Consider the following 23,271-nt stretch of genomic DNA (forward strand, 5'->3'; position numbering starts at 1 on the left):
ATTATCCTGTTCCACAAGCAATATCTAAAATTCTTGCTTGTGGCATAATTGGCTCCCAATTATGCAGAAAGGTAAGAGTATTAATTAGGGTTTGCGCTCAAAAGTCTTGTGGGTGAGGGTAGGAGTCAGGAGACAGGAGACAGGAGAAGGAGGAGTAAGGAATTTAGAGGAGGCAGGAGTGAGAATTATCCCTTGATTTTTCTAGCTCGCGTCAACCCAAAATCCTAACTTTTTGAGCTTTAAGGAGCAAAAATCTTGTACTTTTTCCAGACCTAAAACGGCTAAAGCCTTTACCTGATCAATGCTTTAAAATTTAATCAGCAAGCCCTAATTATATAATTACGCCAACGTAAATCGTAAATATTAGGAAGTCGATCATATTGCCTTTGAATTTTAAGTTAATTCATGTCATTTTACTTATCAGTACCCCTAGTTAAAGCCATCGCCTTGAAACACTGGAGTTGATTTTTTTAATCTTCTATCCAAAGGGAGAGTTGAGGACTTATTTTTTGGTCAATTTTTGCAGGTTATAACTTGGCTGGACTTTTTCAATATATAAATAGGGCTGGCTGATTAAATCTAAAAGCATTGACATATAAAGACAAGTGCCTGTTTTGGGTCAAAAAAAGTGCGCCTGTTTCAGCTCTTCATGCTCAAAAAGTTAGTATTTTAAGCGGATAGTTGGGCAGAAAAATCAAGGGATAATTCTTACTTCTACCTTCTCTAAATTCCCCGTTATATCAAATCCGCTTAATTCGGTATAAAAAAAATTTTCATCTTCATTCAAGAGCAAATGTTTCTACATTCTCTTTCCTCCTGACTCTTTCCTCCTGACTCCTGACTCCTAGTTAACTATCTAATTACACCGATACTACCGGATTTGATATTAATCCTGTCTCCTGTCTCCTGTCTCCTACCCCTACTAAAAGAGCTTTTTCAGCAAACCCTAAATATATATACTTGCGGATATTTAGACAATAATTTGACAAAAAATACTTGACTAAATATTGAGAATAAAAGTAAGCTCTAGGAAAAAATTAATTAATCATTTAACCAATCAAGCAATATGATTTCTTTGAATAATCTAGGGTTAACTTATCGCGATGGTACAGTAGCTCTACATAACATTTCTGTTGAATTTACTCAAGGGGAATTCACAGTAATTTTAGGGTCTTCTGGAGCTGGAAAATCTACACTCTTACGCTGTATAAACTTTCTTACTTATCCTACAAGTGGGCAAGTCATTACTGAAGGATTAACTAATTTAGATAACCCCAAAATATTACAAAAACATCGTCAAAGGACAGGAATGATTTTTCAACAACATCAATTAATTCCTCGACAAACTGCTCTGAAAAATGTTCTAGTAGCCCGTTTAGCTTATCATTCTACCCTGAGAAGTTTATTTCCTCTTCCTAAACCAGATCAATATATTGCCTTAAATTGTCTAGAAAGAGTAGGTTTATTAAACAAAGCTTTAACACCTGTGAAAGCTTTAAGTGGGGGACAACAACAACGAGTAGGAATTGCTCGTGCTTTGGCCCAACAGCCTAAATTTCTCTTAGCTGATGAACCGATCGCTAGTTTAGATCCTGCTAGTTCTCATCAAGTATTATCCAATTTACGAAAAATTTGTCAAGAAGATGGAATTGGAGCCTTAGTTAGTTTACACCAAGTCGATCTAGCTTTAGAATATGCCGATCGTATTATTGGATTAGCTAAAGGGACGATTATCTTTGATGGTAGTCCTTCAGAGATAAAAAAACATCAACTTGAAAAAATTTATCAAACTCCATCCTTAAGTAAAACTGCATAAATGTTATCTATAACACATTAGAAAAAAAGGGGATTGACTTTTGATAGACAATACTTATAATTAACTCATTAATTGTTTAGAAAATAAAAATTATGTTAAGTTTAATCCTCAAAAAAAATTTTTTGACAGTGCTTTTTTTAACTTGGTTAAGTTTAGTTAGTTGTAGTAATCCTAATACTCAAACATCAAATACAGAAAATCAACCTGCACAAGCAGATACAAAAGCTAATCCTGAAAAATTAGTTGTTGCGTTATTACCCGATGAATCTGCAGCTACTGTTATTCAAAATAATAAAGGACTTGAAACTTATTTAGAGGATAAACTTAATAAAGATATTGAATTATTTGTCACTACTGATTATTCTTCTATGATTGAAGCTGCTAGTAAAGGACGTTTAGATTTAGCCTATTTTGGCCCATTATCATATGTTTTAGCCAAAACTAAAAGTAATATTGAACCCTTTGCTGCTATAGAAAAAAATGGAGAAACTACCTATCAAGCCGTGGTTATTGGTAATGCAGAATCAGGAATTAATTCCTATGAAAAAATAGAAGGAAAAATTATGGCTTATGGCGATCAAGCTTCTACTTCTAGTCACTTAATTCCCAAGTCAATGTTAATGGAAAAAGGATTAAAAGCAGGAGAAAATTATGAAGAAGTTTTTGCAGGTGCCCATGATGTTGTTGCTGTTGCTGTTGCTAATGGAAAAGCACAGGCAGGAGGGTTAAGTAAACCTATTTTCACTGCCTTAATTGAGAAGGGAACAATTGATAAAAATAAGGTAATTGTTATTGCTGAATCTAAACCTTTTCCTCAATATCCTTGGACAATGCGTTCTGATTTAGAGCCTGAACTTAAAACACAAATTCAACAGGCATTTTTAGAATTAGAAGATGAAGCTATACTAAAACCATTTAAAGCAGATGGATTTCAATCAATTACAGATAAAGATTATGATGTGGTCAGAGAATTAGGAAAACTCCTCGATCTTGATTTTGCTGAATTAAGTAAATAATAAACTCAACGGAAGCATTGAGCGTTCAGCTATCAGCTTCCGGTATTACAGGAATTACGGGCTCAAACCTAGTTTCTAAGTTTGATCCTAGATATATAACTTCTTTTTCCTTGCTCCCTATAGAGTAGGTATCTTTAGATGGAACTTCCCTACTTATTATTTTCTTGAGATGTCTATTCTAAAAATAATTATTTATTTATCCTAGAAACTGGATTTCTTTGGGTAATTCCTATATTAAAAAATTGAGAGCTGATTAGCTAATAGCTGAATACTTACAACTAAACCTAAAAAAATATGACAAGTACTCCTAATAAATTTGATAGTTTGCTCCGTCAACAACAAAGAAGTTGGTATATTTCTTTGACTAAAACATTGACCTTATTAGGAATTATTTTAGTGAGTTTTGGGCTTGTGGGATTATTTGATGGACAACGGTTATCTGAGGGAATTCCTGACTTAATTGGAATGGTTGGAGAAATGTTCCCGCCAGATTTTAGTCGCGCTCTAGACTGGATTAAACCTTTAATTGATACTATTACAATGAGTATTGCTGGTACAGGTATGGCTGTTGCCCTTTCTCTTCCCATTTCTTTAGGAGCAGCTCGTAATACCACCCCTCATCCTATTGTTTATTTCTTATCAAGAATGTTCCTTAACATAACTAGAGCAATTCCTGAATTAATTCTAGGAATTATTTTTGTAGCAGCCGTTGGATTTGGAACACTTCCAGGGGTATTAGCATTAGGATTTCATTCAGTTGGTATGGTGGGAAAATTCTTTGCTGAGGCTATAGAACATACGGATAATGCTCCTATTGAAGCTGCAAAATCTACAGGGGCAAATCATTTACAAATTATTTTTCACAGCATTTTTCCTCAAATTTTTACCCAAATTGCAGATGTGACTTTTTACCGTTGGGAATATAATTTTCGAGCCTCAATGATATTAGGAGTTGTGGGAGCAGGTGGCATTGGATTTGAAATTATTGGAGCCTTACGTTTACTGAAATATGAGGAAGTTTCTGCACTCCTATTGCTTGTGTTAATGATGGTTACTTTAGTTGATAGTTTAAGTAATTATTTACGTCAAAAATTTATTTAATTCTAGTCAAAGGAAGAAGGAAGAAGGAAAAAGGATTTACTAATGGATAATGGATAATGGATAATTACCTCTGTTTAAAACTAGCAGATTTACCAAAAAGGAAAAATGCCTTTAAGCCAAAATATTTGTATTCTATGTTAATGAAAAGTGCTATAATTATAGCTTGTAGCATTTTTTAAAAGTTGTATTATGCTGCCGAAGCCAGAAACCTGGCTTTTAATGTTTATTATTACCAAAAAATAATTGGGTCTAGAGCAACGCCTTTTCAGGCGAAATGTTTTTTGGAGCGAGGCATAAATCTCCGTTACAAAAACAACTTCTAACTTAGTTAAAAATCAACCTTCTTCCCTCTTCCTTCCTGCTTCTTCCTTCTTCCTTTAAAATTATTTAAAAATCAACCTTCTTCCTTCCTACTTCTTCCCTCTTCCTTCTTCCTTTAAAATTAGTTAAAAATCAACCTTCTTCCTTCCTACTTCTTCCCTCTTCCTTCTTCCTTTAAAATATGAATAAAAAATCTAAAGTTGTTATTACCCATTGGATTCATACTCAAGTTATTGATTATTTGAGTCAAACTTGTGAAGTTATTCTCAATCAAACTCAAGAAACATTATCTCGTGAAGAAATTATCAAACGAACGAAAGATGCTGAAGGTTTAATGGTTTTTATGCCAGACTATATCGAATCGAATTTTTTAGATGCTTGCCCCAAATTAAAAGTTATTGCCGGAGCCTTAAGAGGGTATGATAATTTTGATATAGATGCTTGTACAAAACGAGGTATTTGGTTCACAATTGTTCCAGATTTATTAGCAGCACCCACAGCAGAATTAACTGTTGGTTTATTAATTGGATTAGCTCGTAGAATGTTAGAAGGCGATCGCCTAATTCGTGATGGTAATTTTCAAGGATGGAAACCGCAACTTTATAGTACCGGATTATTGAATAAAACTCTAGGAATTGTAGGAATGGGAAAATTAGGAAAAGCTTTAGCTCAAAGATTAGTAGGTTTTGAAATGAATTTACTCTACAGCGATCCTATTCCCTTATCTATAGAAAAAGAAACTGCATGGAAAATCTCTAGAGTGTCTTTAGAAGAACTATTAAAAAATAGTGATTATGTAGTATTAATGGTATCATTAATTCCTGATACTTATCATTTGATTAATCAAGATACCTTAGCTAAAATGAAACCAAACAGTTTCCTAATCAATCCTTGTCGAGGGTCAGTTGTAGATGAGAAAGCGATCGCCGAGGGGATTCAATCGGGACATTTAGCTGGATATGCTGCTGATGTATTTGAGATGGAAGATTGGGCAATTTCTGATCGTCCTCAAGAAATTTGCAACTCATTAATAACAGAGAAAAATAAGACTTTTTTTACTCCTCATTTAGGTTCTGCTGTTGATGAAATTCGCCATGATATTGCTTTTGAAGCTGCCAAAAATATTATTCAAGCTTTATCAGGAAAAATTCCTCAAGGAACTGTTAAAAAGCTATAAACAAGTTAAAAAGCTATAAACAAATATATTCAATATGGATTTATTACGGTCACTTCCCCTAGGATTATATCTAGAAAAACCCATAACATGGCTACATAAACTTGACCCTAGAGTTAAATTAATTTGGCTAATGAGCTTTCTTATTAGTCCAGTATTAGCAAGTTCAACTTGGCGTTTAATATTAGTAGTTATATTAATTATATTGACATTTACTGCCTCAATTCCTTTACGAGTTTGGAAAAAACAAATGGGTTGGTTACTCATGTTCTGTTCCTTAATATTTTTTATGAGTGCAGCGATCGCCCCTGATGGAGTTTCAATTAACTATCAACCCCGCTTACCAAAAGATGAATTAGCTTTTGAGCTACAAACGACCAATTTACCACCAGCACCAGAACAAAAAACTTGGAAAAACTTTTTTGGTTTACTAGGAAAAGAAACCCCCCAAGCAGCTATTTCTCAAACGCCAAAACCAACCGAACTACCTCAACCCACCTCCTATAGCTACATCATTTTTCAACAAAGTCCAATTACCATAACCCGTCGTTCCGTGGATTTAGGTATTCGTATTGCCACCTTATTATTTACAGTCATTTATAGCACTAACCTATATCTTTTAACCACAGCTTCAGAAGAAATTACAGCAGCTATAGAAGACTTAATGGAACCTCTGAATAAATTAAAATTACCTGTAACTGAAATAAGTTTAACTTTAACCCTATCTTTAAGATTTATACCTCTAGTTTTAGAGGAAATACAAAATTTAGTTCGTTCCATCAGAACTAGAGCAATTAACTGGAAAAAATTAGGACTCCGACAAGCTTCTCAGGTGTGGTTAATAGTAGCAGAAAGACTATTAGAAAACTTGCTATTGCGAGCCGATCAAATTGCCAGTGCAATGAAAGTCAGAGGTTTTACAACTGCTGACCAACATAGAGTACAATGGCACGATCTAAAGTTAAAGGTATTAGACTGGATAATATTGATTAGTTTAGGGTTATTCTGGTGGATTAGGTTGGGTTGGGGAGGACAAGGTTAAAACAAAATAATATATTCTTATCTATACAAGTAATTATCTGGTATTGTTATATAGTAAAATATATTCCTTGTAATAAAGAGCTGTGAGATACTTAGTTTTACTTTCTGATTAATTTTGTTGATATTTTTCAGCTCAAAATTGCAGATTGAGACTTATAACTAATGTCAAACAATCACAATTTTGAGAAAATATAATATTTTACAAATATATATTTTCTTTTTTATGGATATATTCATCCACTTCTCACTCGTATTGAAGAAAATACAAAAACTTAAATTTTCTGTATCAACCAGAAAGTCTAAAATCTAAAAGAATAGGGGCTGTCAATTGACAAAGGCCACTAAATTCTTTGCAAATCTTGTGATTATCTGCTGATTTGAAGCCTAAATGACCAACGAAACTTACATGAACCATCCTAATTTTGGACTTTTATACAGGGTGTGCTTAGTTGAGGATAAGCAAGAATTGTTTACTACTCTCTATGCTCAACGCTTATTTTTTTTAGTAACTAATGGAATAGGTGGTATAAAATTTGAACCAGTGGGTCGCTCGGAGGCACGCTTAATGGTAGAGATTCGTCTCCGCCAGCTACGTCGCAATGGTCAAGTGGCTGATTACCAAAAACTCCAGCAAGTTCACAAAAATACTTTTCAATAATAACTGCTTTTAACTTCTACTTAATCTGAGAAGCACAACGTTAATTGGTCTTCCCATAGGAGGATCTATTGACAGAGATCGCAGCTCTTCGGCCAAAATTATAATAAAACATTCTCAAATCAAGAGATAAAATGGTTGAGCCCATTGCTGAACGTATTACCAATATCCACTCCAACTTACCTGAGTCAGTACGGTTAATTGCCGTCACTAAACAGGTATCGGCTGATACTATTCGTACTGCTTATGCAGCAGGAATACGGGATTTTGGGGAAAATAGAGTTCAAGAAGCAGAAGCAAAGCAAGCTCAACTACAAGATTTACCAGATATTACCTGGCATTTAATTGGCCACTTGCAAACTAACAAGGTAGTAAAAGCCTTAAAGCAGTTTCAATGGATTCATTCTGTAGATAGCTTGAAACTGGCCAAACGCCTTGACAGTATAGCAGAAGAGTTATCTTGTAGTCCTAATATCTGCCTACAAATTAAAATTTTACCTGATCCTAACAAATATGGGTGGAGCATACCAGAATTAATGACTGACTTAACAGAGTTAAATCAATGTCAAAACTTGAAAATTAAAGGTTTAATGACTATTCCACCCCAAGGATTAGACGATTTACAAATCCTATCTGTATTTGAGAAAACTCAGGAGTTAGCTCAGGAAATTAGCCAAAAAAATTTGTCTAATCTAAAAATCCATGAGCTGTCAATGGGAATGTCAGAGGATTATAATCTAGCTATATCTGCCGGTGCTACTATGGTGAGACTAGGTAGAACTTTATTTGGTGAGAGGAGGATTAAATAAGCTGATATTATATCCAATACAACTTAAAAAGTAAAAATATAGTACACTACCAAGCGAGTTGCGAGGCTTAAAGCATAAGTGGATTTATCATTTATGTGCTGGGTTAACCAAATAATAAGCCCAATTTTCATCTGTAGAGATGTAAAAATTAAGACCTCTAGATTTTTAAATCTCAAGCATTTGGTAGATACACTCTCACTTGAATTTAGTCCAAGTGTGCATTTGTTAACAAGTATTAGTATTTGTTAACTAAATAGTATCGGAGAATTATAACAGTGAATAGTCTTTTTTCCAAACTAAGAGATTTTGTCGGACTCAACGAACCAGTTGAGTACGAATATGATTACGATGAAATGGAAGGAGAACAGTATCAAAGTGTTTATCCTCCACAACAGCAACCTCCTGCTGCTGTACCTGCTGAAGAGGAAAGTCGCAGTAACCGCCGATTAAGAAATCGGGCCAGTGCTGCGACGGCAGCTAATGTCAGCACAGGTACTACTGGAGTTGTTAAACAAGAATCTGGAATGGGATCATCAGTTATGAATAATGTAATTGGAATGCCAGGCGCTTTAAACGGAATGTCAGAAGTTGTGGTTCTAGAACCACGAACTTTTGAAGAAATGCCTCAAGCAATTCGGGCTTTAAGAGAGCGTAAATCTGTGGTTTTAAATTTAACAATTATGGACCCAGATCAAGCTCAAAGAGCAGTGGACTTTGTAGCAGGGGGTACTTATGCTCTTGATGGTCATCAAGAACGCATCGGAGAAAGTATTTTTCTGTTTACACCAAGCTGTGTGCAAGTCAGAACTCAAGCCGGTGTAGTCAACGAAATGTCACAGACTCAACCGCGCCCTCGTGTGGGGACTTCTGGGTCTCAAGTTTGGCAACCCGAGCAAATTCAGATGATGCAATAGTTAAGGAATTTTGGGTATGGAGTTAAGATCGTAAAGTAAAAATATAATTTCCCAGTAGAGTATATTTTTTATTTTTAAATAATATCTAATCAACTCCATTCCCAATTCCTAATTTATAATATTTTTTATAATATTTTTTAATTTAAAAAATGGTAACTGCTAAGTTAGGTTTAATCGGTGGTGGGGTAATGGGAGAGGCTTTGTTATCCTGCTTAGTGGAAAAAAAAGTTTATCAAGCTTCAGAAATTTTAGTTAGTGAACCCCAGGAACAAAGGCGGGATTTTTTAGGGAAAGAATATGGCGTAGAGGTAACTACAGATAATCGTCTAGTAATGACAAGTACAACGGAGGCATTGTTGTTGGCGGTTAAACCTCAAATATTTGATAATGTTGTATCACAACTGGGAGACTGGCAGGTTGATAGTCAGACAAAAACTTTACCTTTGCTAATTTCAATTATGGCAGGCGTGCCTTTACAAAAGTTGGAAGCAGCTTTTCCAGGACAACCTGTAGTTAGAGTGATGCCGAATGCTCCAGCAACAGTAGGTTCAGGGATGAGTGCGATAGCTGCGGGGCAGAATGTGCAACCAGAGCAAAAACAGTTAGCTACTCGCATTTTTGAATCTGTAGGCCAGGCAGTGGAAGTGCCAGAAACTTTAATGGATGCAGTTACAGCGGTATCTGGTTCTGGACCTGGTTATATAACAATTTTTATAGAATCCTTGACAGATGGGGGAGTTTGTGCTGGTTTGCCCAGGGCGATCGCTTACAAGTTGGCATTGCAAACAGTCCTGGGAACAGCATTTTTATTACAGGAGTCAGGAATGCACCCTGCACAGTTGAAAGATCGGGTAACAAGTCCTGGAGGAACAACTATTACTGGAATTGCTGAGTTAGAAAGTGCTGGTTTTCGTTCTGCTATCATCGAAGCAGTCTTGGCAGCAAAAGAAAGGTCTCAGGAGTTGGGAAATAGTTAACGAATTGAGAATTGAGAATTGAGAATTGAGAATTGAGAGCAAACCCTAATTAGAAATAAAAAAAGTTTCTCCTTTTTATACTTTCTTTTTGCCCTCTTCACTCCTGACTCCTGACTCCTGACCGAAAAATTTGGGTCTCAAGCATCCTCTTTTAAGGGGATAAAAAGCGGTCGTTTGCGGAACATTCCGAAGGATTATATGGCGAGGTTTCCTCGCCATATAATCCCAAGAGAAAAGAATATTCCGTATTTCAAGCCTCCTGGTTTCCTACGGAATGCTCCGCAAACAGCAGGAGATACTGATAAGTGATAACTGAAATGACTCCTGACTCCTGACTCCTCCCTTCTTATTTATAACTATTCAACCCTACATGATATTACAAGACAATTTCCGGATGAATTAACTCAAAACCTTCATCCCTCAATTTTTGATTTGATACTCTAGCATTAAAAGGGCGTGTTGAAGGGGTTGAAGCATCCCAATAAATCTCTCCTAAACCTTGATATTTGTGTAAACCATCAAGTAATTCTCGACTAATCATCGGTACATTACCCACCAAATTGTAAATACCCTCCAACCGTTTTTCCCTAGCAAACTCTAATGCTCCCACAATATCATCTAAATGAATCCAATTTGTAACATCATCGCCACTCCCAGGACGAGTTTTACCTTCCCACCTACTGAAAATTTTCCGTAACTCTCGGTTTGGACCGTAAATTCCCCCTAAACGTAGAATACACATCCGTTGTTGAGGAGTGGATGCGGATAATAACACCTGTTCAGTTTCATGGAGAATTTTTCCACTATCAGTTGCAGGGGTAACGGGGGAATTTTCATCTACCCACTCACCATTTTTGTCACCATAAACTGAGTAACTAGCTGTATAAATTACTTGCTGTACAATTGGAGTTTTTTTCAAGGCAGTTACTAGAGTGTGGGCAGTTTCTAGATAAGTTTGTTTGTACTCCATACCAATATGAGAGCGAAAACCTACACTCAACAATACCACTTCTTGATTTTGCAATACATCCTCCATGGCGTTAGAGTCATTGCCTTTCATTACTACTACTTGTGGTGTTATATTTTTTAGTTCTGAAACTCGTTCTGGGGTGGTAGTAGTTACAGTTAATTGATGACCTTTCTCATTCCATAGTTTGGCAATTGCAGTGCCCACATAACCACAACCAATAATTGCTATTTTCATTCTGTTTTTCCCAATATTACTTACTTTTGATACTATACCTGATATCAAATCCGATTGAATACTTATTATATGGTTGGGGGGATAGGGAGATGGGGAGATGGGGAGATGGAGACAAACCCGTAAACACTCTCCGGTGGGGAATTTAGCGAGATATCTATTAAAGTAATTGAAAAAATTATCAACACATATCCTATGACCAGATTCTATGTGCAATTAACCGGATTTGATATGATTGAGTTAAAATATGGTAACTTAGCTATTAAGAGTTAGCTCTGCTCCTTAAATAGTAATATTATGTTTGGATAAGCGCATTATAATAATTTTTTTGTTTGTAGTTGGGCTTTAGCCCATCATCATCTTAGAGCTAAAGCCCAACTACCAGCTCAATACTAATTACTCTTCTAATTATTAGAATTGCTATAACAATTTTTGACTCTTAATTATAGGGGGATTTTTATTAGTATTATGAATCTAGGAGAAAATTCAATTTATCAAGTCGGAGGTAGTTTACCCCCGGATGCTCCGACTTATGTAACAAGACTTGCCGATGAACAACTTTATCAAGGTTTAAAAACAGGAGAATTTTGTTATGTATTGAACTGCCGTCAAATGGGTAAATCTAGTTTGCGAGTTAAAACTAGACAAAGATTGGAAGCAGAAGGAATTGCTTGTGCAACTATTGATATTACAGAAGTTGGTACTTGGGAAGTTACTCCTGAGCAATGGTATGCTGGAGTTATTGATAGTATTGTCAGTAGTTTAAATTTAGATGATTTTTTTGATATTGATGAGTGGTGGTTACTTACAAATAGACTCTCGAATGTCAAACGTTTTAGTAAGTTTATCAGAGATTTTTTGCTGCCTACTGTTAAACAAAATATTGTAATTTTTATTGATGAAATTGATAGTACCCTCAGCCTACCTTTTAATATTGATGATTTTTTTGCTGTAATTAGAGATTGTTATAACAAAAGAGCCGATAATCCTGAGTACAAAAGATTAACTTTTGTAATGATTGGTGTCGCCACTCCAGCCGATTTAATTAAGGATAAAAAACGCACTCCTTTTAATATTGGTATACCTATAGAATTAACTGGTTTTAAAATGTCGGAAGTAGCTGCTTTGGGCAGGGGTTTGAAAGACAAAAGTGAAGATATCGATCAGTTATTAGAAGCTGTATTATTTTGGACAGGAGGGCAACCTTTTTTAACTCAAAAATTGTGCAATTTAATTCAGAAATATGGATATTTTATTCTGCAAAATCAAGAAGCAGAATGGGTAGAGAATTTAGTACAAAAGCAAATTATTGAAAATTGGCGGATACATGACGATCCAGAACATTTAAAGACCATAAGCGATCGCCTTTTAGTTAATGAAAAACGGGCAAGTCGGTTATTAGGCTTGTATCAACAGATTTTGAATAGTGGGGAGGTAGTAGCAGATGATAGTTCTGAACAAATGGAACTGCGACTGACTGGTTTAGTAGTAAAGTATGAAGGTAAATTGATAGTAGCTAACCGCATTTATCAGTCAGTATTTAATGTTACTTGGGTAGAGAAAGAATTAGCGACTTTGCGACCTTATTCAGAAGCTTTTGTTGCTTGGTTAGCTTCTGGTTATCAGGATGAGTCGCGACTTTTGCGGGGTCAAGCTTTACAGGAAGCTCTAGCATGGGCAGCAGCTAAGAGTTTAAGTGACCAAGATTATCAGTTTTTAACAGCAAGTCAAGAACTAGATAAACAAGAAATGCAACGGACATTAGCAGCAGAAAGACAAGCAGCTCAAATATTAGCTGAGGCAAATCAGATATTAGAAGTATTACTCAAAAGTGCCTCATCAAAAACACTATTTCTCGCTGGCCAGGACTTTGAGGCATTACTAGAAGCATTAAGGGCAGCCAAAATTCTACAATCATTATCCAAATCAATTAGAACAAAAGCTGATGCTGAAATGCTGGTGGTAACAGCACTGCATCAGGCAGTCTATGGAGTCAAAGAGCGTAATCGTTTGGAAGGGCATAAAGATGGAGTAAATAGTGTTTGTTTCAGTCCTGATGGCAAAATAATTGCTTCTGCTAGTCGAGATTGCACTATTAAACTTTGGAGTTCAGGAGGTAAACTACTAGAAACTCTCACTGGACATGGTAGCCGAGTTAGAGATATTAGTTTTAGCTCAGACAGTCAAATTATTGTTTCTGGTAGTGACGATGAAACAATTAAAGTCTGGAGTATCTCTGGGCAACAACTACAAACTTTAACTGGACATAGCAAACCTATTACTACTGTTAGTTTTAGTCCGGATAGTAAAATTATTGTTTCTGGTAGTGATGATAAAACTATAAAAGTTTGGAGTTTAATGGGAGAAGAATTACAAACATTAACTGGACATACCTATGCTGTGAGAAAAGTGAGTTTTAGCCCCAATGGTGAAATTATTGCATCTGGCAGTGATGACGGAAGCATTAAAATTTGGGGTATTGATGGTAGGCAACAGCAAAGTTTTACAGCTCACAGTAGAGCTGTTAAGACAGTTTGTTTTAGTCCTGATGGTCAATTCCTAGCTTCTGGCAGTAGCGACAATACTATCAAGCTATGGAACCTTGATGGTAAGGAATTACAAACTTTCAGCGGTCACAAAGATTGGGTAAATGGAATTAGTTTTAGCCCTGATGGACAAACTATTGCTTCTGCTAGTAGTGATCGCAGTATTAAATTATGGAGTCTTGATGGTAAGGAACTGCAAACTTTTACTGGACATTATAGTTTTGTTCAGCAGGTCAATTTTAGTCCTAGTGGTAGATTTATTGCTTCTGCTAGTAAAGATACTAATATTAAAATATGGAATCTCAAGACTAGAAACCAGCTAATTATTAGAGGACATCAAGGGGGTATTAATTGTGTAATTTTCAATCCCACTTTTGAAATGTTGGCTACTGCTAGTAGTGACAACACTATTAAACTCTGGAGTCTAGATGGTAGAGAGCTACAAACTATTATTGGGCACACTCAGCCAGTTAGGAGTATGAGTTTTAGTCCAAACGGTCAAATTTTAGCGACAGCTAGTGGAGACAATACTATCAAACTGTGGAGTCTAGATGGTAGAGAGCTACAAACTTTCACCGGACATGAAAGTGTAGTTACTACTATTTGCTTTAATCCTAATGGTCAAACTCTTGCCTCTGGTAGTTTAGATAATACTATCAAACTCTGGAGTATTAATGGTAGGGAGTTACAAACTTTCACCGGACATGATGATGCTGTGCGCTGTATCAGTTTTAGTCATGATGGTAAGATAATAGCTTCTGGTAGTTTAGATAGAACTATTAAACTTTGGAATGTTGATGGTAAGTTACTAAAAACCCTCTATGATCATAAGGGTATGGTCTTGAGTCTCAGTTTTTCACCAGATGGTCAAACTCTTGCTTCTAGCAGTTGGGACCGTAGTATTAAACTCTGGAGTATTGATGGTAGAGAATTAAATACTATCTACGGACATATTAATATAGTCTATGGTGTAGTTTGTGGTGTAATTTTTAGTCCTGATGGAAGAACTCTTGCTGCTGCTGCTGACTACACTGTTAAACTTTGGAGTCTAGAAGGGAAAGAGTTGCACACTTTTATTGGGCATAGTGATATTGTTAATAATGTTAGCTTTAGCCCTGATGGTAAAATTCTCGCTTCTGGTAGTAAAGATGGCAGTGTGATTTTATGGAATCTCAATTTTGACAGTCTAATGAAACTGGGTTGTGAGTGGGTGGGAGATTATCTGAAAAATAATCCTAATGTTAATCAGAGCGATCGCCAGCTATGTGAAAATTTTTGATGTTCAATTCTGTAAATCAAAAATTGGGAGTATCAATATGGCAATAACTTTAGCTTTATACTAAAATTTCTGAATATTTATTTTAATAAATCAGCAAGCAAATGCTATTTCGACAACTAATAGACCCAATAACAAGTACCTATACTTATCTATTCGCCGATGAGGCAAATAAAACAGCAGTGTTAATCGATCCAGTGTTTGAACAGGTCGAACGAGACTTGAAATTATTAACAGAATTAGGATTACAACTACGCTATTGCTTGGAAACGCACATTCACGCAGACCATATTACAGGAACTGGAAAACTAAAGACAGTCACAGGATGTTTAAGTGTTGTGCCAAAAAACGCTCAAGTGACTTGTGCCGATCACTTTCTGGACGAGGGAAAAATATTGGAAGTAGGAGAAATTCAGATTCAGGCGATCGCTACTCCCGGTCATACAGATAGCCATTTAGCCTATTTAGTAAACAACAAATACCTACTGACAGGAGACTCACTATTGATTAGAGGTTGTGGTAGGACAGATTTTCAAGGGGGAGATGCAGGAGTCTTATATGATGTAGTCACTCAAAAGTTATTTACACTTCCTGATGATACTTTAGTTTATCCTGGTCACGACTACAAAGGTCAAACTGTTTCTAGCATTGGGGAAGAAAAACAATTTAATCCACGTTTTGTCGGTCGCGATCGCTTTAACTTTATTCAATTTATGGCCACCTTAAATTTACCTTACCCTAAAAAAATGGCAGAAGTTGTGCCAGCAAATCAAAACTGTGGTAAAATCACCGATAATTTGGATTTAAAACTTCGCCCTTTCTAGTGCCTTACTACTGAAGCCGAATAAATTGGACACGGGTTAGCGCAACAACCAGAGCTACTATTATTAAGTATTTTACCAAAAATGACATAAGTTATATTTACATTTGTAGCAAATCACTTTAAAGATGTCACAAATAGTTTTAAACTTTAAATGTGAAATAATTTCCTGAAATTACTGTATGGTCAAAGTTTTTAGCCTCTAAAATCTTGATGCATGACCTTTGACTGTCTTGAGTGCGTCTTACATTCTGTTAGCGTGGCCTTTCCGTGTGCGTAGCATTCCGAAGGAAAGGAAATGGATACCTGAGAATTACGGACTCAATGTATGAATGGATGACTTCCGTGAAACGGTATTACTTATGTTAGTTTGGATTATTGGTCATTTCCTAGCAGTTGCTATTGGCATGACTCTAGGATTAATTGGCGGTGGCGGTTCTATGTTGGCAATTCCAGTTTTAATCTATGTTATGGGATTGGATGCCAAAGAAGCTATTGCCATGAGTTTTGTGATGGTGGGTATAGTAAGTTTAATAGGGCTAATTCCTCATTGGTTACAGGGAAATGTCAACTTCAAAGCTGCCATCATTTTCACTCCACCTGCAATGTTGGGGGCTTTTTTGGGAGCCCGTCTAGCTTTACTGCCACTGATTACAGATACTATTCAACTGATTGCTTTTGCCATAATGATGCTAGTTGCCAGCGTGTCAATGATTTGGGGTCAGCTAAATCAGTTGCATAAATTACCACATTCACCTAAGAATCATAGATTGACGATGATGCTGGAAGGCTTAGGAGTAGGAACTATCACAGGTTTTGTAGGTATTGGTGGGGGATTTGTGATTATTCCGGCTTTGGTACTTTTCGGTGGAATTCCGATGAAGGAAGCGATCGGCACGTCCTTACTGATTATTGCCTTTAAGTCAGTAACTGGGTTTGCAGGTTATTTAGATCGAGTGGTTTTGAATTTTAATTTAATTGTTTCTTTTACACTTGCAGCAGGAGTTGGTATTGTTATTGGTGCTTATTTAACTAAATTGATTGAAGCCAAACAACTTAAGAAGGGATTTGGTTATTTTGTGCTTGCTATAGCTGTTTCGATTTTAACTCAACATTTGATTTTTGATTTAGGCTGATATAGCAAACACTTACGAAAAAACGAGATATTTTTCCCTTTAATTCAAGGTTTAATACTTATTCAACAAACTCTAAACAAAACAATTTGTTAATAAGCAAAAAAAAGTGTTACTATAATAGTTTGGCAGAATATTGTAAAAATCACTGCCTAAGTTGAGTTAGGGTGACAATTAACTATGACAACACAAGTATTGCCGAAAGTCAATAGTCTTGGAGACTGGGCATCCTTAGCCTTTGAAAAGCATTTTCAGAAAACTCTGAAACATGAACCAGAGGTACTCAAAGATCAAGACCCAGAGCAACTCCATCAAATGCGGGTGGGTATGCGTCGTTTACGCTCTGCTGCTCAAGGTTTTGGACCTGTTGTAACTTTACCAAAAGCTGCTCAAGATCAAAATATTGGTAAAATTGCTCGTTGTTTAGGGGGTTTAAGGGATTTAGATGTACTTTTAGAAGCTCTAGAAAATCGTTATAAACCAAATTTACCTACTCTAGAGCAAGTCGAGCTGGATAAAGCTATGCAGCAGTTGCGAAAACAGCGTCGCCACGCTTTTAAAAAAGTAAAAGTAATACTGGGAGACAAGAGTTATCTAATGTTAAAACAGAAATTGCAGCAGTGGTTAGATAGCCCAATTTATACAGATATTTCTCTACTACCAATTCAAGAAGTATTACCAGATTTATTATTACCAGAAATTAGTCAATTATTTCTTCATCCTGGTTGGTTAGTCGGGGTAGAAAAAGAGGATTTAGAAACAAGTGATAATCAGGATTTCTTGTTACAAAAAACTAATTCTAAATACCAATCTGTGAAAATTAAGAATGATAATTATTCTATCAATATTAGTGATACTGAGGAGGAAAACCTACATAGTTTGCGCAAAGAAGTAAAGCGAGTTCGTTACCAGATGAGTTTGTTTACTGAATTTTATGGTTCAACTTATGAGGCTTATTTAAAAGATATGAAAGAACTCCAAGAATATCTTGGTGATATTCAAGATAGTGCAGTTTTAAGAGAATTTCTAGAAAAGATATTGCAATGTAACATTGAAAAAGTTCTTCCCAACTTGGCAAAGCAACTTAAACAAAGTCGGGAGCAAGCGTTGCGGAAATGGCAAGTTTTGCAAAGACGGTATCTTAATATTCAAGTTCGACAAAATTTCCGCTCAGAATTATTGCGACCTGTGGCATAAGTTTGGATGAGTTTATATATATAGCAGATAACAGGCAAAAGTTTATATGGCAAAAGGCAGCAGTGGGAAAAACATTTTCGTTGTCGTTCAAGCGCACCATCGGGAGGATGTTAAAAGCTGTAACCTTTTACTGCTAATGTTATAGGGGTTTGAGTAGCAACTGTACAGAAAACCACGCTAAGGCTGTATTTCTTTCCAGGTATTCTTTTCAGACCTCTGTAGCTGATGTACAGAAAATATACATCACTTTACCAAATCTCCTTTTCTGCTAGTTCATCTTCAGGTTCAGCATCGCGCGTCGCATTGTTCCATCCTTCAGAACTTCAGGTAAATTCATCAGAACACTTCACTGGTCAAGCCTCAGAGCTATTGTACCCAGTAACTGGGAGTTGAAAATCGCCTTTAACTACCTCTGGGTGGTCATTTAGCTATTTTTATCAGGGGGGAAGTTCTGATAAGAAGTGATTTCACTGACTTTTTATTGTAAATCAAACATATTCAATGAATTGTCAGATCCTTTAACAAAAAATACATCTCCTCTCAGAGCAGCTATACCAACCGTGTTTCTTGCTGTTCCAACTTTTTCCCAATTTACTTCTTTAGAAACAGGTGGTCGAACCCAGATTGTGCCATTGGTATCAACTGCAACTAATCCGTTGTTATAACATCCCATATCTACAATATTATTCGCATGACCTATACGTGTCCAAGGCTCGTCTCTACGATTAGCAGATCTGACCCAAAGTTTGTTATCGGATGTAGTAGCAAAAAGTTTACCATTAACACCTGCCATAGCTGTAATATTATTAGCATGACCTATATGTGTCCAATTCTCGTCTCCACGATTGGTAGATCTAACCCAGAGTTTATTATCTCTTGTTGTTACATATAAATTACTACCAACACCTGCTAAAGCAGTAACATCATTGGCATGACCTATATGTTGCCAATTAATCGGAGAAGGTTCTGCTGGTCGTAACCATAACTTATTATCTCGTGTAACAGAAAAAAGGTATCCATTTGTAGCTGTCATTGAAACTATATTATTAGCATGACCAATCTTCTGTCCTCGAACAGTTTGAGCATTTACAGTATTGTTTTTTTGTATAATGCCGAAGTTCATTAAAGTTAACAAAGGGAATAGAATAAAAAGATGTGATAGTTCTCTCATGGTTTTTTATCCTAAATATTCAAAAATTATTTTTGGCAATTTAAAATTTTATCCAACTGGGACAGGAGCCTGATGAACATGGCTGTCCTAAACATTCCCAGCTCTCTCCATCACTGTGTTTTTGATAAAGATTTCCACCTTGTACTTGAATCTATCTCACTAATAGTAAAATTATGATATTATGATAAGCGTTACTCAGTATAGCTAATTGAAAGAAAATACCAGGTAGATTTGAAGGATACAGTTTTATATCCATTTTACAAAAAAAAAGGTTATAAAATTACTAAAATTCACAAAAAACAAAGATTCAATACAAAACTTAACTTGTTTACTTCTAAGTACAGGACAAGGTGTTTGAGTAGTAACTGTGACAAAAATGTTATCAATAGTGAAAGTTTTGTGGAATAATGATTTCAACTGTCACTATCCTTTTGCTCCTTATACATTCGATGTCGTTTAACAATGTCTGAAACAGTAGTCTTACTCAAATGAAGTTGTGAAGCAATATCACGATAAGAATATTCGAGCTTAACCATCTTTAACACTTGAGGCGCAAGACGATCAGATTTAACTCTTTGTCCTGGTTTTGACCTAACCTTTTTCCCTTAGCTCTCTTCAGCAGCCAAACCCGAACGAACTCGCTCTCGTACCAAATCTCTTTCACGCTTCAGCAATAGAAGCTATAAGTGAGGCAATCAACTTTCCTTGAGGAGTCTCTAAATCAAACTGAGTTCCAGTTTGAGTAATGAAAGAAACTCCCCAGTGACTTAAATCCTGTAAAGTATGAATTAAATCCAAAGTACTACGACCCTAACGAGTTAACTCAGTAACCAAAACTGCATCAATCTCACGATGCCGGGCTAACTCCATGATTTGATTTCAGGCAAAACTTGAGCTAAGAACAGAAAAAATATAAAATCCATTTCATCTAAAAAAAATTATGTTTATCAAAATAATTGGGTCTAAAATCTCGCCTTTTAAGGCGAAATGTTTTTGAAGGGTTGCTCATGCATCCCCGTGACAAAAACAACTTCTGTAGGTTGCCAACCCGACGACTCCCCTATCTGACTGAGTTAAGGTTGCCTTCGCGCATCAGAAATAGCAAGTCATTCCTCAGAAGTTTTTCAGAAATAATTGAAAATTTTAACTTTATATTTCGCCTTTCGTCGATTTTGAAATAGGGTATAAAACCCCCGCTATAAATTTTATTTAAGCCAATTAAAATTAGTGGGAGATTAAAACTCGCCACTAATTTTTAATTCTGACTTCAGACTTCTGGCTTCAGACTTCTGACTTCAAAAAGCTTAACCTATTACTAATCTTTTAATTACCTAACTTTTACTTTGCTGAGATAAGCTCGATACTGTGTATTAAAAACAAGTATTGTGTTAAGTGAAAATATATAAACATGGCTCCAACTTCAAGAGCAATTCTAGATATCAATCAGCATCATGTAGGTACTGAAAGTCATCTACACTTTTATCAGAAAGGAGAAACAATACCTTTAATGTCCCAAGGTATTTGGCAAATTTGTCAGGGTTTAGTACGACTCAGTAACCTTTATCCATTGGGTGAAGAAGGTCTTTTGGGTTGGGCAGGGCCTTCTATGTGCTTTGGCAGTTGTTTTTCCTACTTGCACACCTATCGGGCAACTGCTTTGTCAGATGTTTGTTTAATGTGCTACACGATGATTGAAATAGAGGCTTCCCCAAAACTAACCCAAGAGTTGTTACCTCAGTTAGTAAGACGATTTAAGCAAACAGAGGCTTTATTAGCGATCGCTGGACAACGACGAGTAGAAGACCGCCTGCATCAGTTATTATTGTTATTAAAGCAGGAATTTGGTCAATGTATGGGTGATGGTACTAGGTTAAATATTCGCTTAACCCATCAAGATATTGCTGCTGCAATTGGTACAACGCGAGTAACTGTCACCAGACTATTAGGAAAATTAAAACAGCAGGGGTGGGTGATTATAGATAAAGATCGCCATCTAATCTTGAAAAATGAGAATTTTGCCAACTCATTAGATTTATTTGGATTTGATAGAAATAGTAATTACAGAACTTAATTTACTATTTCTACCTAGTACAAAAAATGTCGGAAATTTATTGTACATAGTGTCGCCGTCGTAAACGACGTTCTTTTAATATTAAAACCTCTGCCTGATTTTCTTCTCTAGCAACTCGAACTAATAGTCCAGCTAAAAGCAAACTACCAATCATTGAACTACCACCATAACTAAATAGTGGTAATGGTAAACCTGTAGTGGGTAATGCCCCAGTAGCAACACCTATATTTAGTAAAGACTGTCCTACTAAGGCTATCATAACTCCAATGGCTACTAGCTGATGTTCCATGAGTCGGGCTTTGAAGGCAACTTTGAGAGCAAGAATACTGTAGACAGTTAATAAGAGAAATAATACTAAAGCGCCTACAAAACCAAACTCTTCAGCATAAACAGAAAATATAAAGTCGCTATAGGGAATGGGGAGAAAATGTAACTTTTGTTGAGATAGTCCAAAACCACGTCCCCAAATATCTCCAGAAGCAACTGCTAGTAAACTTTGAACCAACTGATAACCATCACCCATTGCATCTGCCCAAGGATTTGTAAAAGAAAGAATTCGCCTTCTTTGATAATCATTAATGCTGACACTAATAGTAGCTAAAAGAAATCCAGCTAAAGCAATACCTCCAAGATAGAAGTAAGGTAGTCCAGCAGCAAAAGCAATAAACCAGATAATTATACCACATAAAGCTGTGGTACTCAAGTTTGGTTGTAATAGAATAGATCCTAGTACCAAAGAAAAAATGGATAACCAAGTTATTCTAACTAACCAACTCAAGCGATTCCATTTACTAAACAAATAAGCTGCTTGTAGTACCAGAAAAGGTTTCATGAGTTCAGAGGGTTGAATAATGACTGGGCCTAAAGATATCCAGCGAGTTGCTCCATTAATAGTAGTTCCTACCCCTGGTATCAAGGTGATTAATAATAGAGTAAGTATCAGAATTAAACCTACTTTGGCACTTTGTAATATTGCAGACAAGGGGGTATAAACAACTACATTGAATCCTACCATGCCTACCAAAACCCATATTAACTGGCGTTTGAAGAAGTATAGACCATCTCCATATTCTGTTGCAGCACTAGCATAAGAAGCTGAAAATAATATTACTAGACCTATACATAACCAGATAAATGTTAACCATCGTAATAATCTAGCTTCTATTGCCCATGTTTGGACTTTAGGGTCAAAAAAAGGAATTAGATAACGTAAATCCATAGTCAGAATTTAGAATTTAGAATTTAGAATGCATAAGTAATCCCTGACTAGGTATGCAAGTTTATACAACTTAAAACCTATAAGCTACTTGTCCGATCTAAAACTTTTTTATAAACGCGATCGCAACGTTTTGTTTCGACACCAGTTGTTAACTGATAACCATTACTTTCATATAATTTAACAGCTTCTTGCAAGACTGTTGCTGTTTCTATCCAAATTTCTTGAAATTGAGATTCAGCAATTCTTTTTTCTAATTCTTTTAATAAGAATTTTCCTAAACCTTGACCTCTAATTTCTGGTAATAAGTACATTTTTCTAATTTCGACTGCTTTATCAGCTCGTTTAATTGGATAATATGCAGCAGTTCCGACTATTTTTCCTTGTCGTTCTATTACCCAAAATTCTCCTCCTATATTTTGATAAAATTTTTCTACTTCTAAAACATCTCGATCTGCTCCTTCAGGTTCCCAGCTTAGACTATATTCTGCAAGAACAAAACCTATAATATTTGCTGCTATTTGACGGTCATTTGGTTGCCAATTTCTAATTAAAAATTCACGATAATATTTTTTCATTTTTAGGGAATAGGGAGTAGGGAATACAGTTATCTGAATTGAGAATTGAGAATTGAGAATTGAGAATTTAAAACTAATCCCTCACTAGGCATATAAGTTTATACAAACTAAAAACTACAATAATATTTGGTAGTGGTGTACAAGTAGTGATTTTTGTAGTTTTGTTTCTGAGAGTGAAAGGGATTTACCCAATTATTAATTATTAATAATTAAATAATTCTGGTTTAAAGCCTCCCCT

At 35.8% G+C, this 23,271-nt stretch carries 20 protein-coding genes; 14 read left to right on the forward strand and 6 right to left on the reverse strand.

Annotation, left to right across the window (positions count from 1 at the left end; all coding sequences use genetic code 11):
• The first annotated feature begins 1,066 nt into the window (after positions 1–1,066).
• From phnC to proC, 9 genes are all read left to right on the forward strand, one after another.
• On the forward strand, positions 1,067–1,816 hold the full coding sequence (gene phnC / locus ACP6PL_RS26190) for a phosphonate ABC transporter ATP-binding protein (RefSeq protein WP_426548272.1): 750 nt from the start codon (positions 1,067–1,069) through the stop codon (positions 1,814–1,816).
• A 92-nt stretch (positions 1,817–1,908) separates the two neighbouring features.
• Positions 1,909–2,832, forward strand: coding sequence for a phosphate/phosphite/phosphonate ABC transporter substrate-binding protein (gene phnD / locus ACP6PL_RS26195; RefSeq protein WP_426548273.1), 924 nt, complete (start codon positions 1,909–1,911; stop codon positions 2,830–2,832).
• Positions 2,833–3,126: 294 nt separating this feature from the next.
• The gene (phnE, locus tag ACP6PL_RS26200) at positions 3,127–3,933 is read left to right on the forward strand and encodes a phosphonate ABC transporter, permease protein PhnE (RefSeq protein ID WP_426548274.1); all 807 of its coding nucleotides are present in this window, start codon (positions 3,127–3,129) and stop codon (positions 3,931–3,933) included.
• Positions 3,934–4,435: 502 nt separating this feature from the next.
• Positions 4,436–5,431 (forward strand): phosphonate dehydrogenase, encoded by a 996-nt coding sequence (locus tag ACP6PL_RS26205; RefSeq protein ID WP_426548275.1) that lies wholly within the window; start codon positions 4,436–4,438, stop codon positions 5,429–5,431.
• 34 nt (positions 5,432–5,465) lie between these two features.
• On the forward strand, positions 5,466–6,470 hold the full coding sequence (locus ACP6PL_RS26210) for an energy-coupling factor transporter transmembrane component T family protein (protein ID WP_426548276.1): 1,005 nt from the start codon (positions 5,466–5,468) through the stop codon (positions 6,468–6,470).
• A gap of 387 nt (positions 6,471–6,857) precedes the next feature.
• Positions 6,858–7,127 carry a transcriptional coactivator PipX gene (pipX, locus tag ACP6PL_RS26215; RefSeq protein ID WP_426548277.1) on the forward strand — a complete coding sequence of 90 codons (270 nt, stop codon included), beginning with the start codon at positions 6,858–6,860 and terminating at the stop codon, positions 7,125–7,127.
• Positions 7,128–7,258: 131 nt separating this feature from the next.
• Positions 7,259–7,933 carry a YggS family pyridoxal phosphate-dependent enzyme gene (locus ACP6PL_RS26220; RefSeq protein ID WP_426548278.1) on the forward strand — a complete coding sequence of 225 codons (675 nt, stop codon included), beginning with the start codon at positions 7,259–7,261 and terminating at the stop codon, positions 7,931–7,933.
• Between the two features lie 275 nt (positions 7,934–8,208).
• Positions 8,209–8,847: a cell division protein SepF gene (locus tag ACP6PL_RS26225; RefSeq protein ID WP_426548279.1), complete on the forward strand. Its 639-nt coding sequence runs from the start codon at positions 8,209–8,211 to the stop codon at positions 8,845–8,847.
• Between the two features lie 149 nt (positions 8,848–8,996).
• Positions 8,997–9,824 carry a pyrroline-5-carboxylate reductase gene (gene proC / locus ACP6PL_RS26230; protein WP_426548280.1) on the forward strand — a complete coding sequence of 276 codons (828 nt, stop codon included), beginning with the start codon at positions 8,997–8,999 and terminating at the stop codon, positions 9,822–9,824.
• A gap of 376 nt (positions 9,825–10,200) precedes the next feature.
• Here the strand turns inward: proC and ACP6PL_RS26235 are convergent, their stop codons facing one another.
• Positions 10,201–11,028, reverse strand: coding sequence for an SDR family oxidoreductase (locus ACP6PL_RS26235; RefSeq protein WP_426548281.1), 828 nt, complete (start codon positions 11,026–11,028; stop codon positions 10,201–10,203).
• Positions 11,029–11,493: 465 nt separating this feature from the next.
• Here ACP6PL_RS26235 and ACP6PL_RS26240 point away from each other — a divergent pair, with 465 nt between their 5' ends.
• From ACP6PL_RS26240 to ACP6PL_RS26255, 4 genes are all read left to right on the forward strand, one after another.
• Positions 11,494–14,850 (forward strand): WD40 domain-containing protein, encoded by a 3,357-nt coding sequence (locus ACP6PL_RS26240; protein ID WP_426548282.1) that lies wholly within the window; start codon positions 11,494–11,496, stop codon positions 14,848–14,850.
• 101 nt (positions 14,851–14,951) lie between these two features.
• On the forward strand, positions 14,952–15,671 hold the full coding sequence (locus ACP6PL_RS26245) for an MBL fold metallo-hydrolase (RefSeq protein WP_426548283.1): 720 nt from the start codon (positions 14,952–14,954) through the stop codon (positions 15,669–15,671).
• Between the two features lie 358 nt (positions 15,672–16,029).
• Positions 16,030–16,803, forward strand: coding sequence for a sulfite exporter TauE/SafE family protein (locus tag ACP6PL_RS26250; protein ID WP_426548284.1), 774 nt, complete (start codon positions 16,030–16,032; stop codon positions 16,801–16,803).
• 177 nt (positions 16,804–16,980) lie between these two features.
• The gene (locus ACP6PL_RS26255; RefSeq protein WP_426548285.1) at positions 16,981–17,997 is read left to right on the forward strand and encodes a CHAD domain-containing protein; all 1,017 of its coding nucleotides are present in this window, start codon (positions 16,981–16,983) and stop codon (positions 17,995–17,997) included.
• Between the two features lie 478 nt (positions 17,998–18,475).
• On the opposite strand, the gene ACP6PL_RS26260 is transcribed toward ACP6PL_RS26255, so the two are convergent.
• The 3 genes from ACP6PL_RS26260 to ACP6PL_RS26270 all read right to left on the reverse strand — a co-directional run bounded on the left by ACP6PL_RS26260 (position 18,476) and on the right by ACP6PL_RS26270 (position 19,966).
• Positions 18,476–19,120 (reverse strand): WD40 repeat domain-containing protein, encoded by a 645-nt coding sequence (locus ACP6PL_RS26260; RefSeq protein WP_426548286.1) that lies wholly within the window; start codon positions 19,118–19,120, stop codon positions 18,476–18,478.
• Positions 19,121–19,581: 461 nt separating this feature from the next.
• Positions 19,582–19,704, reverse strand: coding sequence for a hypothetical protein (locus ACP6PL_RS26265; protein WP_426548287.1), 123 nt, complete (start codon positions 19,702–19,704; stop codon positions 19,582–19,584).
• Positions 19,705–19,828: 124 nt separating this feature from the next.
• A complete protein-coding gene (locus tag ACP6PL_RS26270) occupies positions 19,829–19,966 on the reverse strand; it encodes a hypothetical protein (RefSeq protein WP_426548288.1) in 138 nt (45 codons plus the stop codon).
• Positions 19,967–20,576: 610 nt separating this feature from the next.
• On the opposite strand from ACP6PL_RS26270, the gene ACP6PL_RS26275 reads away from it, so the two are divergent.
• Positions 20,577–21,239, forward strand: coding sequence for a Crp/Fnr family transcriptional regulator (locus ACP6PL_RS26275; protein WP_426548289.1), 663 nt, complete (start codon positions 20,577–20,579; stop codon positions 21,237–21,239).
• Between the two features lie 37 nt (positions 21,240–21,276).
• Here ACP6PL_RS26275 and ACP6PL_RS26280 read toward each other — a convergent pair whose 3' ends face one another.
• Both ACP6PL_RS26280 and ACP6PL_RS26285 read right to left on the reverse strand, forming a co-directional pair.
• The gene (locus ACP6PL_RS26280) at positions 21,277–22,458 is read right to left on the reverse strand and encodes an FtsW/RodA/SpoVE family cell cycle protein (RefSeq protein WP_426548290.1); all 1,182 of its coding nucleotides are present in this window, start codon (positions 22,456–22,458) and stop codon (positions 21,277–21,279) included.
• 77 nt (positions 22,459–22,535) lie between these two features.
• A complete protein-coding gene (locus ACP6PL_RS26285; protein WP_426548291.1) occupies positions 22,536–23,033 on the reverse strand; it encodes a GNAT family N-acetyltransferase in 498 nt (165 codons plus the stop codon).
• Positions 23,034–23,271: the final 238 nt, after the last annotated feature.

The organism is Dapis purpurea BLCC-M126 (assembly GCF_050015975.1).
GTDB lineage: Bacteria > Cyanobacteriota > Cyanobacteriia > Cyanobacteriales > Microcoleaceae > Trichodesmium.